The 14,441-nt window shown below is 59.8% G+C and carries 15 protein-coding genes; 9 read left to right on the top strand and 6 right to left on the bottom strand.

The features are described from left to right. The first annotated feature begins 53 nt into the window (after positions 1-53). The 4 genes from KGB25_RS11215 to KGB25_RS11200 all read left to right on the top strand — a co-directional run bounded on the left by KGB25_RS11215 (position 54) and on the right by KGB25_RS11200 (position 4,041). Positions 54-797 (top strand): SDR family oxidoreductase, encoded by a 744-nt coding sequence (locus tag KGB25_RS11215; protein ID WP_207286580.1) that lies wholly within the window; start codon positions 54-56, stop codon positions 795-797. A gap of 45 nt (positions 798-842) precedes the next feature. After that, the gene (locus tag KGB25_RS11210) at positions 843-1,253 is read left to right on the top strand and encodes a cupin domain-containing protein (RefSeq protein WP_008042324.1); all 411 of its coding nucleotides are present in this window, start codon (positions 843-845) and stop codon (positions 1,251-1,253) included. 98 nt (positions 1,254-1,351) lie between these two features. Further along, positions 1,352-2,449 (top strand): HlyD family secretion protein, encoded by a 1,098-nt coding sequence (locus KGB25_RS11205; RefSeq protein ID WP_223434960.1) that lies wholly within the window; start codon positions 1,352-1,354, stop codon positions 2,447-2,449. Continuing rightward, positions 2,446-4,041, top strand: coding sequence for a DHA2 family efflux MFS transporter permease subunit (locus KGB25_RS11200; RefSeq protein WP_223434959.1), 1,596 nt, complete (start codon positions 2,446-2,448; stop codon positions 4,039-4,041). The genes KGB25_RS11205 and KGB25_RS11200 overlap by 4 nt, the downstream gene beginning before the upstream one ends. A gap of 83 nt (positions 4,042-4,124) precedes the next feature. On the opposite strand, the gene KGB25_RS11195 is transcribed toward KGB25_RS11200, so the two are convergent. After that, positions 4,125-4,604 carry a phage infection protein gene (locus tag KGB25_RS11195; protein ID WP_090473931.1) on the bottom strand — a complete coding sequence of 160 codons (480 nt, stop codon included), beginning with the start codon at positions 4,602-4,604 and terminating at the stop codon, positions 4,125-4,127. Positions 4,605-4,823: 219 nt separating this feature from the next. On the opposite strand from KGB25_RS11195, the gene KGB25_RS11190 reads away from it, so the two are divergent. After that, a complete protein-coding gene (locus KGB25_RS11190; protein WP_223435006.1) occupies positions 4,824-6,371 on the top strand; it encodes a T6SS phospholipase effector Tle1-like catalytic domain-containing protein in 1,548 nt (515 codons plus the stop codon). Next, positions 6,371-7,030 carry a DUF2931 family protein gene (locus KGB25_RS11185; protein WP_223434958.1) on the top strand — a complete coding sequence of 220 codons (660 nt, stop codon included), beginning with the start codon at positions 6,371-6,373 and terminating at the stop codon, positions 7,028-7,030. The genes KGB25_RS11190 and KGB25_RS11185 overlap by 1 nt, the downstream gene beginning before the upstream one ends. 65 nt (positions 7,031-7,095) lie before the next feature. Here the strand turns inward: KGB25_RS11185 and KGB25_RS11180 are convergent, their stop codons facing one another. Together KGB25_RS11180 and KGB25_RS11175 are read right to left on the bottom strand one after the other, a co-directional pair. Further along, positions 7,096-7,788 carry an RES family NAD+ phosphorylase gene (locus tag KGB25_RS11180; RefSeq protein WP_223434957.1) on the bottom strand — a complete coding sequence of 231 codons (693 nt, stop codon included), beginning with the start codon at positions 7,786-7,788 and terminating at the stop codon, positions 7,096-7,098. Next, positions 7,782-8,186, bottom strand: coding sequence for an antitoxin Xre-like helix-turn-helix domain-containing protein (locus KGB25_RS11175; protein WP_008037849.1), 405 nt, complete (start codon positions 8,184-8,186; stop codon positions 7,782-7,784). The genes KGB25_RS11180 and KGB25_RS11175 overlap by 7 nt, the downstream gene beginning before the upstream one ends. A gap of 132 nt (positions 8,187-8,318) precedes the next feature. Here KGB25_RS11175 and KGB25_RS11170 point away from each other — a divergent pair, with 132 nt between their 5' ends. Then, positions 8,319-8,711 (top strand): GFA family protein, encoded by a 393-nt coding sequence (locus tag KGB25_RS11170; protein WP_008024674.1) that lies wholly within the window; start codon positions 8,319-8,321, stop codon positions 8,709-8,711. An 851-nt stretch (positions 8,712-9,562) separates the two neighbouring features. Here the strand turns inward: KGB25_RS11170 and KGB25_RS11165 are convergent. Together KGB25_RS11165 and KGB25_RS11160 are read right to left on the bottom strand one after the other, a co-directional pair. Further along, positions 9,563-10,420 carry a hypothetical protein gene (locus KGB25_RS11165; RefSeq protein ID WP_223434956.1) on the bottom strand — a complete coding sequence of 286 codons (858 nt, stop codon included), beginning with the start codon at positions 10,418-10,420 and terminating at the stop codon, positions 9,563-9,565. A gap of 118 nt (positions 10,421-10,538) precedes the next feature. After that, positions 10,539-11,717, bottom strand: a complete 1,179-nt coding sequence (locus KGB25_RS11160) for a GGDEF domain-containing protein (protein ID WP_223434955.1) — start codon at positions 11,715-11,717, stop codon at positions 10,539-10,541. 193 nt (positions 11,718-11,910) lie between these two features. Here KGB25_RS11160 and KGB25_RS11155 point away from each other — a divergent pair, with 193 nt between their 5' ends. Then, a complete protein-coding gene (locus tag KGB25_RS11155; RefSeq protein WP_008037842.1) occupies positions 11,911-12,525 on the top strand; it encodes a dihydrofolate reductase family protein in 615 nt (204 codons plus the stop codon). Between the two features lie 32 nt (positions 12,526-12,557). Beyond that, a complete protein-coding gene (locus KGB25_RS11150) occupies positions 12,558-13,037 on the top strand; it encodes a VOC family protein (protein ID WP_223415373.1) in 480 nt (159 codons plus the stop codon). 29 nt (positions 13,038-13,066) lie between these two features. Here KGB25_RS11150 and KGB25_RS11145 read toward each other — a convergent pair whose 3' ends face one another. Next, positions 13,067-14,410, bottom strand: a complete 1,344-nt coding sequence (locus KGB25_RS11145) for an MFS transporter (RefSeq protein WP_223434954.1) — start codon at positions 14,408-14,410, stop codon at positions 13,067-13,069. Positions 14,411-14,441: the final 31 nt, after the last annotated feature.

Genomic DNA, 14,441 nt, shown 5'->3' with positions numbered 1-14,441 from the left:
ACTCTTTACTCACACCGACAGCAATGGTTGCCGTCGTGAAGCGGAGAGAACCCATGAAGATCGTCGTCATTGGAGGCACTGGCCTCATCGGATCGAAACTTGTGAATAACCTCCGCGAGCGCGGCCATGACGTGCTCGCTGCCGCCCCCAGTACGGGCATAAACAGCATCACCCGCGAAGGCCTGGCCGAAGCGATGGATGGCGCTGATATCGTCGTCGACGTGGCGAACGCGCCGTCGTGGGAAGACCAGGCTGTCCTCGACTTCTTTGAAACTTCGAGCCGCAACCTGCTGGCGGCTGAAGCGGCCGCCGGCGTTCGTCATCACGTGGCCCTGTCAATCGTCGGTAGCGAACGGCTTCCCGAGAATGGCTATTTCCGGGCCAAGGTCGCCCAGGAAAACCTGATCAAGGCGTCCAGCATTCCTTACACCATCCTGCGGGCTACGCAGTTCTTCGAATTTGTCGGCGGTATCGCGCAATCGGCCGCCGTCGGTGAGGAGATTTGCCTTTCGCCCGCGCTGATCCAGCCACTGGCGTCCGACGACGTAGTGGCGGCGCTGACGGAGGTCACGCTGCAAACACCGGTCAACGGCACGCTCGAAGTCGCGGGGCCCGAGGCCATGCCGCTGGACGAACTGGTCAGGCGCTTTCTGCGGGCAACCGGGGACTCCCGCAAAGTCGTTCCGGACGTGCACGCACGCTACTTCGGCGCGGTGCTCGACGATCAATCGCTGACCCCCGGCAAGCACCCGCGCCTGGGCGCGATTCGTTTCGAGGACTGGCTCGCCCGGTCCTGACACCGGGTTGCGCCCTCATCAAACAGACGCATAAGGAGATTTGCCATGTTCACCCGATATCTTCTGGCCGCTGCTTTCGCAGCGCTCTCGATCACCGCGTCGGCCGACGACAAGCCCGCGGGCAAGGTGACGGTCGTGTTCGACCGGCCCATTCCCAATATCCCCGGCAAGAGCATGAAAGGCGTGGTTGTCGAGTATGGGCCTGGTGCCGCGTCGCCGGCCCACACCCATCCGAAAACGGCCTTCATTTATGCAACGGTCCTGGAAGGCTCGTTTCGCATCAAAATCAAAGACAAGCCGGAAAAGATCTACAACGTCGGCGAAAACTTCGTAGAGGAGCCGGGCTCCGTGCACGAAGTCAGCGCCAATGCCAGCGATACCCAACCTGCGCGTTTGCTGGCGGTGTTCGTCCTCGATTCCGATGAAAAGGTGCTCGTCACGCCCATCGGCAAGTGACCTCATACACGCGCTGATCGACGCGCGATAGCCGGGCGGCAGGCCACTGCCGCCCTTTGCCTGCTGCGTTTCCCGGCATTGAACAGGTAATGAGAACAATGAACTCGCTCCAGGACAAGGCCGCCATTGTCGCCGGCGCAAGCGCCGAAATCCCTGTCGCCGTGACGCGCCCCGGCAAGAAAAAAACCATCGGCCGGTTGCTGTGCGTCGCCGCCGTTCTGGTCCTGGCTGTCGGAGGGGGCTTGGCTGTTTTCAGCGGCGCGACCTCCACCGATAACGCTTATGTGCGCGGCGACGTGACCTCGCTCGCCGCCAAAGTGGCCGGATACATCACGTCGGTAGAGGTCGAGGATAACCAGACCGTCCGGGCGGGTGATGTCCTGTTTCGCATTGATGATCGAGACTACCGCGCTCGGCTGGCGCAGGCCGTGGCGAATGTCAGTGCGGCCCAGGCTCGCCTGAGTCATGTCGATGCCCAGACCCAGCTTCAGCGTGCCCTGATCCGCCAGGCCGAAGCCCAGAGGCGTTCAGCTTCCGCCGAGATGAATCTGGCGACCAAGACCCATGATCGCAACCGCAAACTGATCGTCAGCAACGCGGTCAGCCACGCCCTGGTCGATGAAACCGCCGCTGCACGGTCCAGAGCCGAGGCGACGGTATCGGCCGCCTCGGCATCGGTCGAGGCGCAACAGCAACACATCGCCGTGTTGGTTACCGAGCGCGAAGCAGCCGTTGCGGCGGTGAATCAGGCGCAGGCGGCGCGGGATCTCGCCCAGATCGATTTCGACAGCACCGTGGTCCGCGCGCCTGTCGATGGCGTTATCGGTAACCGCCAGGTCCGCGTCGGTCGGTATGTGACGACGGGCGTGTCGTTGCTCGATATCGTGCCGGTCCATGATGTGTGGGTCGTGGCGAACTTCAAGGAAACCCAACTCGAGCATATTCGCCCCGGTCAACGGGTGCGCATCACAGTTGACGGCTATCCGAACGAGGCACTTGAAGGTGTGGTCGACAGTTTTGCACCGGGCAGTGGTTCGGCATTCAGCCTGCTGCCCACGGACAATGCGACCGGCAACTTTGTTCGTGTCGTCCAGCGAGTGCCGGTGAAAATCCTGTTGGCCCACAACCCGTTGCCGGGCCGCATTGTGCCGGGCCTGTCTGCGCGGGTCGAGGTTGCGCAAGGAAGTGGCTCATGAGCCCGGTGGCCACCGCCACGCCGGGTAATGTCAGCGTGACGAATGGCCTCCTGATCATGGCGGGCATCCTGCTTGCCGCGCTGACGGAAGCGCTCGCCGGCACCGTCCTGTCGCTTGGCCGCAGCGACATCATCGGCGATACCTATGCAACGCCCGATGAGTTCGCCTGGCTGGACATTGGCTACACCGCGTTCAAGCTGATCGGGTTCGTGACCGCTCCTTGGTTGGTGAACCGCTTCGGTCCGCGTCAGGTCCTCATCAGCGCCACTTTGGTCATGGGCCTGGCGTGCGCCGTTGCCGCCATGACGGCTCGGCTGGATGTGCTGGTAGCGCTTCGAATTATCCAGGGCTTCGCCGGCGGCACGCTGCTGGTCGGGGGGCAGGTGATCATCTTTCGCGCCTGGCCGCGATCACATCAACCCATCCTTCAGGCGCTGTTCGCCATGGGCGCGGTTGTCGCGCCCGCCACCCTCGCGCCGGCCCTTCAAGGATGGTTGATCGATAGTCAGTCCTGGGCCTGGATTTTCTTCAGCGTTGTTCCGCTCGCCCTGGCGGCCAGTGGACTTTTGCTGACTGCCGACGCCCCGATGCCGACCAAGACACGGCATCGTCCGTTTGACGGGGTCGGCTTCTGCCTGATCTGCGTCACCTTGTTGTGTTTTACCTATGTGCTCAGCCAGGGCAGCCGATGGGACTGGTTCGAGGAACCGCGCATCCTGTGGCTGACCGTGATGGGGGCAGCCGCGTTGCTGGCTTTTCTTGGCCAGCAAGTGTTGACCCAAGGCCAGGGTGTGCTCGATTTCACCCTGTTCAAATCGAGCGATTTTACCTTCGCCTTTATCGTCAGTTTTGTCGCCGGTGCGGCCTTGTTCGGCAGTGCGTTCCTGATTCCGGCGTTTGCACTGTCAGTCCTCGCGTTCACACCCACCGATGCCGGCCAGCTGCTGTTGCCCAGTAGCGCCTTTTTTATCGGGGCGTTGCTGATTTCGGCCTGGCTCATGCAAGCCCGCCGCGTTCCGCCGTTCGCCACCGTGCCCTTCGGCATCCTGATGATCATGGTTGCGATGTGGATGCTGTCCGGTTCCACCCGTGAAAGCGGCGCCGACGACATGATGGCGGCCATCCTGTTGCGCGGGTTGGGTCTTGGTTTTCTGTTTCTGTCGATCACCCTGATCGCGTTCAGTGACCTCAGCAGGCGCAACCTTGCCAGCGGCATAGGGCTTTTCAATACGGGGCGCCAGTTGGGTGGCCTGATGGGCGTCGCAGGGCTTCAGACGCTGATCGAGCATAACGTTGTCGCCAACTCGGTGGTCCTTGGCGCCAGCGTCACTCCGGGAGGGGGCGCGGTCATCGAGCGGCTGACCGCCACGACAGCGATGTTGTCGGCCAAGGGAATGGATGCAGTGGCTGCGGGTCGGGCGGCGATGAACCTTCTGGGTCGTACCGTCACAGGTCAGTCCACCGTGATTGCGTTTGACAGCGCATTTGTTGCAGTGACGCTGCTTTTCGCAGTCGCCGCGCCCATGCTGGTCGGCATCAAAATCGGGTTGGGGCGATACGCGAAGCGGCGTGCTGCGGCGTCACCTCAATGAAGGCCACTCATTTGTTTGACGCAAGAAAAAGCCCGACTGATTAGGCCGGGCTTCTCGTTGAGTACCGCGATAGAGCCATTCATTCATACAGCGCGGCTTTCGATCAGACGGTCGGAGCCACCTTCGGCAACGCGGTTTTCGATCAGACGGTCAGAGCCACCTTCGGCAACGCGGTTTTCGATCAGACGGTCGGAACCACCTTCAGCGACGCGGTTTTCGATCAGACGGTCGGAACCACCTTCGGCGACGCGGTTTTCGATCAGGCGGTCGGAGCCACCTTCGGCAACGCGGTTTTCGATCAGACGGTCGGAACCACCTTCAGCGACGCGGTTTTCGATCAGACGGTCAGAGCCACCTTCGGCAACGCGGTTTTCGATCAGACGGTCGGAACCACCTTCGGCCACACGATTTTCGATCAAACGATCCGAACCACCCTCAGCCACACGGCTTTCAATCAACCGATCCGAGCCGCCTTCAGCGACAACCGGGTGAGCGGAGGAAGCGGCAAAAGCGTTAACTGCAAAAACCGAGAAAGCGATGCTGAGGAAGAGTTGGCGTTTCATGGTGGTGTGCTCCGGGGTGTAGTTGTTTGGTATGGAGGCGATGTTACGCCGCACAATTTTTAAGAGAACTTCATTGAATTAATGGTGACCATTGACGAAACCAATACATGGAAGAAGGTCCATGTTGTCCCAGTGATGGCATCTGGCTACGCGTTGCTTGATTGGATCCACAGTGGCACCCTCAGCGCCCGTTGCACCAAGGAGCCAGGTGATCAAGGAATGAGTGGATACGTACCCAACCCCCCGAAAAACTTCCGATACGACGAAGCCAAACCCGTCGACATCCACGCCAGACGCTGGGCCGAGTACGAGAAATACGGCAAGGCACCGGCGGCAGCGAAGGAGAAAGTCCGCGTCGCATTGCGCATTGGCGTGTTCTTCGACGGGACGCTGAACAATGCGAGCAACTCGGCTTCAGGATTGCTGTGTGGCGCCCATCATCCGATTTTGCCTGCGGATGTAGATGCGAGCTGCAAGCCGTATATGGCGGATCCGGAGGGGAGTTTTGGGAATGATGTGAGTAATGTTTCGAAACTGTTTGACCTCTATCCGGAATCGAAAGACGTACAGGGTGCAGGCTCGGTCAAACTAGCGCTGCGAAGCCTTTACGTTGATGGGATAGGCACAAGCGCCGGAGCCGAAGACAGCCTCTTGAATGCAGCCAGTGGGCGGGGAGCAACGGGTGTAGCGAGTAAGGTGCAGCAAGCGTTCGCGGACCTGAAGACATTGGTCAAGAGAGTAATCGAGAGTAACCCCGACAGCGAAATCACCTCGCTCACCTTTGACACGTTTGGTTTCAGTAGAGGCGCTGCTGCGGCACGGCATTTTGCAAACGAAATTGTCCGTTGCAAACAAGGGCCATTGGGAGAAGTGCTTCGAAGTAACCCCAAGGGCTTCAGCTCCAGCTTTGGCAGCCAATACAACAGCGAAATCATCATGGGGTTTGTCGGCCTGTTTGATACTGTTCCCTCTGTCGCGGGCTTTACAAATATGGGCGATATCAAAAGCCCGGTGGCTCCTGGCATTAACCTGTACCTGGACCGAAAATACTTCACCGATGTCGTGCAACTGACGGCTCGTGATGAGCATCGTGCGAATTTTGCGTTGAGTAGTGTCGTTCCTGCGCATCCGGAAATTCCCCTGCCCGGTGTGCATTCCGACATTGGTGGTGGTTATCGCGAGGAAGTGGAAGAGTGTGTATTGGTGAGCCCAATGCAGGCCCTCACAATCAGTAAAGGTGAAGACATCCGTACCACCTCCATTTATCGAGACGCCCTTCAAGAGAAAGCCAAGTGGATTGCCAACGGCTGGCCAGATGCAATGCTGGAGGTTGTTACTCCTGCGCCATCTGAGTTACCGGTGGCGGAGCAAGATCGTTTGGGGGGCATAAAAGTCCGAGCCTATGCGGGCTTGCAACTAAAAAGATCGGTGAGTGGAAAGTTGTCGGTGGTATCTCTGCGCTTGATGCACAAGTTGGCGAAGGAGAAAGGCGTCCAGTTTGATGATGTTCCGCAAACTCCTGAGTACGCTGTCCCGGCAGAGCTTCAATCGTTCTGTGACAACGTCCTCGCAGGTCAGTACAAACCATCACCTGAAGAAGAAAGGTTGCTTAGGCTTAAGTACATCCACATGTCTGCTAACTGGAACAACCCGATTGGCGGCAGCCGCGAACGTGGGATGAAAATCCGCTACACCAATGCGCCAACGGATGACGGAGTCCGTGTTCGCCACCCACATATTGCTGACCCAGGCTGGAGATTATTTTGATGCGAGCAATCGTCATTTTGTTGTGCGCATTGCTGGCGGCAGGTTGTCAGGCAACCGAGCCATTGTCGGGCAAAGGCGATCCGAAAAATCCTTGGTGGAGTCTCAGTTTCAACGAGCCGTTCTACATGAAGGTTTGGGTAGAGGACAGCGCTGTTGAAGACATCAATGGCAAGCTGTTCAACCGCACGGGCGGAGGTCGTGCATCCGGGGGAGAACCCGAGAATGGAACCGAAGCGGCGCGTGGATGGGGTGAGCATATCGGTGGCAGTATTCGGGGAGTGGTCGGCGCTGACTTGCCTAAGCGCATATACGTACGTTGGCAGTCCATCGTCGAGCCACAAACCTATCATGCGTGGGTGGATATTCCCGAAGAGGCGCGTCAAATCATGCACGCCTCTGTGAACGAGCGTTGCGTGACAAGACCGCAGGAGGCTGCCAATTACCGGGCGGCGATGTATGTCGGATTGGCTCCCGGCGGCATTGTGCAAGTGTGGGTAGAGGATAAATGCCTGAAAACGATCAAGGTCGCACGGGCCCAGGCTGAGATAGAACCGTTAGGACCGAGTCAGGGAAAGAGCGAAGGGAAGTATGCCTATCCAGTCAGTGAAAAGGCGAAGCGCTACATCGAACAATTCGGCATCCCGTACGGCAGTTGGTAACCCCCCACACACAAATAAAAACGGGCGCCTATCAAGACGCCCGTTTTCATTTCGGCGTAACGCAATCAAGCCTCACTAATCTGACTGACACTCGTCACCTGCCCATTCCAGACCATCTCGTAATGCGCCGCCTGAATCACCGATAAAACCGGTTTCGGCGTCATCAGCGCCCAGCAATCACTGCCGTGCATTCGCACCGAGTGGTAACGAAGCCCAGGGCAGCCCGCCTCTTTGACTGACTTCCCTAAACGACGGGAGTGCGTGTAATCGTCCGGATCGTAAACAGGGTCGGTCATCGAAAGGGCGGTCGCATCTTTCATCCCGGCCTCCACAAAAGAGCAGGACAACCCGCGGAAAACAAACCGCTCGTAGTTGAGGCTCGGGACGTTCGACCAGTACAGGCTCTGATGATGCTTCACTTCAGCCAGTGCCGTTTCCAGGGTATCCGCCAGATACAACACTCCAAAACTGCCATCGCTGAACCGCGAGCCTGCCGGGTTTACGTGGGTAAAGGGGGCCGTCGCATAAGAGCAGCCCGGAATGCCGAACGGGATTTCACTGCGGCGAATCAGCTCAAGGCGACCCACTTCATTTTTAAGTCTCGGGTTGGTGAGTTCCTGGATCTGATACAGCACTTCAAACGCGTCCGCGTCCGCCACGTCATCAAACAAGGCCACCGGGGGGAACTTGGAATTGACCAGTCGATAGGCTTGCAATGGCTCGCCGGCAAGTGCTGCCAGTTCGCTCAGCCTCACCATTGCGCGCCCCGCAGCACGTCGATGCGCCGGAAGGTCTCATACAAGGAAATCATATCGCCCTGAGCCATGATCTCGAGCGGGGAGCGGCCGTTGAAGAATTCGTTGTCGTTGGCCATCGACGGGAAGCCGTAGACGTTTTCCGGGTTGTCGAACACCAGGCGCAGCGCCGCGTGGATGTTGAGCACGAAACTGATGCGCTGCATCTGGTCCGCGTCCAGTGCCACGGCCCAGTCGGGATCGCGTTGGCGGGCGCGGGTGTAGGTGCTGCGGGAGATGCGCAGGATACGGCAGGCCTGATCGCTGGAGGCGCGCCATTTATCGAGAATGCCGACAGCGGCGCGCAGGCCGGTTACGCACTGGCTTTTGGTGAAGGCTTGTTGCTGGAGGGCAACGGCCATGTTCATGACCTCAAATTGAATCTATAGATTCAAAATTAGGTAAAAAGCATCTGTAGAGCAAGTTCGTTGCGACCAGTGGTGGCTGCTATCGTAATAAGCCTTCCGGTCGCACGAATTCAGAGGAGGCGCACCATGGACTCTTTTACCGGCGGTTGCCTGTGCGGCAACGTGCGAATTGTGGCATCCGGGCGGCCATACCGGGTCGGCCTCTGTCACTGTCTCGATTGCCGCAAGCATCATGGCGCGCTGTTTCACGCCTCCGCGATATTCCCCGAGCGTGCGGTGACGATCACCGGCGAAACCCGCGACTATGCCGGGCGTTTTTTTTGCCCGCGCTGTGGCTCCTCGGTTTTCGCCCGCACCGACGACGAAGTTGAAGTGAACCTGGGATCGCTGGATGCCCCTGACCAACTGACGCCCACCTATGAAAGCTGGATCATTCGCCGCGAGCAGTGGTTGCCGCCGTTTCCATTGACCCGCCGATACAAGCACGACCGCGAAGGCACGGGACGTTTTGAAGGGTAGCCCCCAAACCTGTAGGAGCCGGCTTGCTGCGGGCGGCGTTCCGACGATTGCGGCCTGTCAGTCAACAACGCCGTCGTCTGACCCACCGCCATCGCCAGCAAGCTGGCTCCTACAGGGGCTGTGTTCTTCCAGCGGCATCAGCGTTGTGAATGCAATCGACCAGACACCCCGGAACCTGTAGGAGCTGGCTTGCCAGCGATGAGGCCCACGAAATCAACGCAATATTCAAGGCCCAATCGCCAGCAAGCCGGCTCCTACAGGGGTTGTGTTCTTCCAGCGGCATCAGCGTTGTGAATACCACCGACCAGACACCCCGAAACCTGTAGGAGCTGGCTTGCCAGCGATGAGGCCCACGCAATCAACACAATATTCAAGGCCCAATCGCCAGCAAGCCGGCTCCTACAGGGGTTGTGTTCTACCAGCGGCATCAGCGTTGTGAATGCCACCGACCAGACACCCCGAAACCTGTGGGAGCTGGCTTGCCAGCGATGAGGCCCACGCAATCAACGCAATATTCAAGGCCCAATCGCCAGCAAGCCGGCTCCTACAGGGGTTGTGTTCTACCAGCGGCATCAGCGTTGTGAATGCCACCGACCAGACAACCCGAAACCTGTAGGAGCTGGCTTGCCAGCGATGAGGCCCTCGCAATCAACGCAATATTCAAGGCCCAATCGCCAGCAAGCCGGCTCCTACAGGGGTTGTGTTCTTCCAGCGGCATCAGCGTTGTGAATGCAATCGACCAGGCACCCCGGAACCTGTAGGAGCTGGCTTGCCAGCGATGAGGCCCACGAAATCAACGCAATATTCAAGGCCCAATCGCCGGCAAGCCGGCTCCTACAGGATCGGCGGTGTCACGAAACCAGGGATTGCAGCTTTTTCATGATCCCGACGCTCGGATCTGTGTTTTTGGCTGAGCCGGATTTTTCGCTGTCAGATCCGTCCGTCACGATACCCGCGAGGATTTCAGCCAGGTTGTGGAAATGCCCGGTCTTCTTCTCGGCGGGGTCCAGACTTGAGCTCTGATTCAGCGCCGCTTCCAGCGACAAATGCTGGGACAGCCACTCAGGCTTGGCTTTTTCTTCGGGGCTCATGTTGTCCATGAAATCCAGCGCGGCGCGGGCCCGACCGTAAGGGTCGTTGATAAACGGTTCTTTCCAGTTTTTTTGCTGGTCCGCCGGGCCACTGTAATAACCGGTGGCGAGGCGCGCCTGTTGGCGCATCAAGGCTTGTGCCGAGGCTTGTTCCTCTGCGGTGAAGGTCCCGCCCTGATTGGTGGCGACGGCGTTCAGCGAACGTCGATCCAGATCGCCCATCAGTGCATTCCGGTCTTCATCGCTGCTGGTGTACGGTTTGCCGCTGGCTTTCATCAGCGCGTATTTTTCATCCATGCGCTTGCGGGCATCGGTGGCCACTTCGGCAAACGTCTTGTCCTTGGAACTGGAGATCGCGCCAGGCTTGGAGGCACCGAGGACGAGGGCGTCGGCGTTCATGCCCGAACGCACCGGGAAGAACGGCGCGTTGCCGGCGATCGAATTGCTGTAGGCGGTGGAGGTGCTGGACAGGCTCACCGAATCGTCGTTCGGTGTCTTGGCCGGATCATCCTGAGCCACGCGTTGCTGTTGCGCAGCCGCCGCAGCCTTCGCCTCGGCGGCAGAGGTGTAGGCCGACATCGCCGCATTCGTTGAAGTCGAAGTTGAAGCAGTGATCATTGTTCTTCCTTGACGAGAGAGGCTCGCAAATGGCCGCGTTGGATCGCTTTGTATCGGACAAGATACGCAGTATTTGTGAACCTATCACTCATGCATGCGTATCAACACAACTGGCGAGTCAGCGGGTAGGTGACAGCTCGTCGCTGGCCAGGGTCCGATCCACCAGGCGCAGGCTGTTGCGTCCGCCGCGCTTGGATTCGTAAAGCGCGGCGTCGCCTTGCTCGATCAAGGCGGCCAGGCTCGCCGGCGGCTGGTCGAACAGGTTGGCGCCGATGCTCAAGGTGACCGGTTCAGGCGTGGTGAATGCCTGTGCGGCGGCCTGGTGAAACCGGTCCCGCAGCGCGTTGCCCAACCCGACGACTCGCTCACTCGATGCGTCATTCAGCAGGATGACAAACTCGTCGCCGCCCAGCCGGGCCGCCAGTGCACCGCCGGGCAAAACCGCGCGAATCATCTCGCTCAGCGAAACCAGCAATCGATCGCCGGCCGTGTGGCCGTAGAGGTCGTTGACCAGTTTGAAGTTGTCGATGTCGATCAGCAGCAGCGCGCCCGGTCGCGTGCCCGAGACGTTCTCCAGCAGGCGCGGTGCCCGTACTTCGAGGGCGCGGCGGTTGTACAGGGCGGTCAACGGATCGCGTGCCGCCAGTCGTTCAATCTGTTTCTCCCGCCGGTAGCGCTCGGTGCCGGTCATCGAGAGCGCGATCAGCATGATCGCCATCGCGCCCTCAACCAGCGAAATCTGGATGATCTCGCCACGAAAGGCCGCCAGATCGATCAGCGTGCCTGGCACGACCACCGATATCGCCTTGGCCAGATAAAACAGCCCGTGGGTCAGCAGCACATAACGCAGTTGCACCGCGCCCACGCTCAAAGACTTGCCATGAGGACGCAGGAGGAAGCTGGCCCTGAGCGTCGGCAGGGCGACCAGCAGCGAATTGGCCACCAGCATGAGCTTCGACCACGACGCTTCGTCCGGCAGCAACAGCACGGCAAACCAGGCTGCAAAAATCAGGTACCAGGCGCGAGACAGGCGCACCTGCGTAAAACGCGCGACGCCCAACAGGAACAGGAAGTGCGCCGTCACCAACAGGCCGTTGGCGAACCAGATACCGATCAGCAACAGGCCGCTGATGCGCAGCAAGGCGAGGGTCGAACCCACGGTGATCGTGGCAAATCCTGCGCTCCAGAACAGCAGCGAGGGTTCGCGAATGCTGCGCCACTCGATCGCCAGATACAGCGCGGCGGCCGCTGCGAGGGCGATAGAGAGTGTCAACATCGTTGGAGGGTCGAGCGCCATAGCCGGACGGGTCTGCCTGATCTGCGGGAGAGGGCTGTGATTGTAGCGTTCAAGACTGTTTTTCGCAGGGCTCGTCATCCGTATATCGCACTGTCGATTTCCCGGCGTCTCGTTCGACTACGGTTAAGGAATGCGCCTGATCGTCGGTGTTTCCTGCAAGAGCGCTGTCACGAAGACCAACCGGGAGAAGACCATGCGCACGCTCACCGTTGCCGCTTTCATCAGTCTTGATGGCGTTATTCAAGCGCCCGGCGGACCCGAAGAGGATCCCGACGGCGATTTTCGTTTCGGTGGCTGGATCGTGCCTTACGCCGACGAAGCCTCCGGCCAGGCCATCAACGAGCTGTTCGCGCAGCCGTTCGAGTTGCTGCTGGGGCGCCGCACCTACGACATTTTCGCGGCGTATTGGCCCGACAAAAACGGCCATCCCATCGGCGACCTGTTCAACCGCGTGGCCAAGCACGTCGCCACGCATCGACCCGATACGCTCGACTGGCAGAACAGCCATGCACTGAAAGGCAACCTTGCTGACGCGATACGCGTGCTCAAGCAGCAAGACGGCGCCCGTTTGTTGACCCAGGGCAGCAGTGATCTGGTGCGCCAATTGCTGGCCGCCGGGTTGGTCGACGAGCTGCGGCTGATGACGTTTCCCGTGGTCCTGGGGCGCGGCAAGCGCCTGTTCGGCGAGGATGCACTGGCGTCGGCGTTCACCCTGGCGCACTCGATCACCACGCCAGCGGGTGTATTGATCAGCCGCTACGAACGCAGCGGCGAAGTACATACGGGAACGTTCGAAGACGTTGACTAGGAAAAACCGCCACATTCATTTGGAGAACAAAAATGGTCAGCAAAAACACGATTTGCCTGTGGTATGACGGCGCCGCGCTGGACGCCGCGACGTTCTACGCCGAAACATTTCCGGACAGTGCGGTGAACGCTGTCCACCGCGCCCCCGGCGACTATCCGGCGGGCAAGAAGGGCGACGTCCTGACGGTGGAGTTCACGGTGATGGGCATCCCGTGTCTCGGGCTGAACGGCGGGCCGTCGATCAAGCACAACGAGGCCTTTTCGTTTCAGGTGGCGACCGACGATCAGGCCGAGACGGACCGCCTGTGGAACGCGATAGTAGGGAACGGCGGCGAAGAAAACGTCTGCGGCTGGTGCCGGGACAAGTGGGGTTTGTTCTGGCAGATCACCCCTCGGGTGCTGACGGCGGCGATCACTGATCCCGATCCCGCCGCGGCCAAGCGTGCATTTGAGGCGATGATGCAGATGGGCAAGATCGACGTCGCGGCGATTGAAGCGGCGCTCAGGGGTTAGCCGGGTTAAACAAACCACGAGGGTGAGTTTCACCCTCGTGCCACCGCTGGCACCTCTGTTGGCTTCTCACCTGATGAAACATCGTGCAGGGAGATCTTCGAAGTCTCCGGCAACGCCAGGCCGCCAACCAACGCCAACACTGCAATGGCAATCAAGTAGAACGCTGGCGAGAGATTGCTGCCGGTGGTACTGATCAGCCAGGTCGCCATCAGCGGCGCGGTGCCACCAAACAGGGTGTAGGCCATGTTGTAGGTGATTGCCGATGCGGTGTAGCGAGTGCGCGTCGGGAAGGTTTCCGAGAGCAGGGCGGCGGTCACCACGTTACACAACACGGCGCCAATCGCCAGGAGCATGACGCCAACGATGGAGGCTGCGAACGAGCCGGAACTGGCCATCATGAACGATGGATACACCGCCACGATCAACAGCGCGCAGGCCGTCATCACCGTCATGCGCCGCCCGACCCGGTCCGAAAACAAACCGGCCAACGGGCACATCAGTGCGGCGAAGATCAGTGCAATCAGCGACACCAGCAACGCCGTTGCGCGACTCAGGCCGCCCGCGACCTGCAAGTAAGTCGCGAAGTAGGTGGTGAACATGTAGAACGACAGGGCCGTCAACGAGATGAACGCACCGAGGGAGCAGATGGCCGAACCATGGTTGCGCAGGGTCTCCTTGAGCGGAGAGTGCGCGACGGCATGTTGTTGGGTGACGGCCTGGAACGCCGGGGTTTCATCCATCTTCCAGCGCAGGTAAAGACCGACCAGGCCCAGTGGCGCGGCAATCAGGAACGGCAGGCGCCAGCCCCAGCTGCCCATGGCTTCGGCCGACAATGACGCCTCGAGTGCGTAAGCCACCACGGCTGCCGATGCAAAGGCTGCAAAGGTCGACACCGGAATGAAACTGCCATACCACGCTCTTTTATCGCTGGGAGCATGTTCCATCAGATAGGCGCAGGCACCGGCATATTCGCCCCCTGCGGAAAAACCCTGGGCGCAGCGGATCAGGCTCAGCAGCACCGGTGCCGTGACACCGATCGCGGCGTAGGTCGGCAACAAACCGATCAGGGTCGTCGCGCCCGCCATCAGCAGGATGGTCATCGCCAGGGTACGCTTGCGACCGATCCGGTCACCGAGCATGCCGAAGAAAATCCCGCCCAGGGGCCGAAACGCAAAGGCCACGGCGAATACCGCAAAGGTTTTCAGCAGCGCAACGCTGGCATCGCCACTGGGGAAAAATTGCTGGGCGATGGTCGTCGCCAGAAAGCCGTAGACGGCAAAGTCAAACCACTCGACGAAATTGCCGATGCCGGCGGCGACAATCACTTTTCTCAGGGTTTGCGGGCTGACCTGCTCTGTCGCGGCGCTTGTCATGCTGAACCTCGATGTCTCATGGGTTTAGCGT

It is taken from the genome of Pseudomonas sp. BF-RE-21, assembly GCF_019947305.1.
GTDB lineage: Bacteria > Pseudomonadota > Gammaproteobacteria > Pseudomonadales > Pseudomonadaceae > Aquipseudomonas > Aquipseudomonas migulae.
Note: the sequence above shows the minus strand (reverse complement) of the source record. Positions and strands in the feature narration are given on the sequence as shown.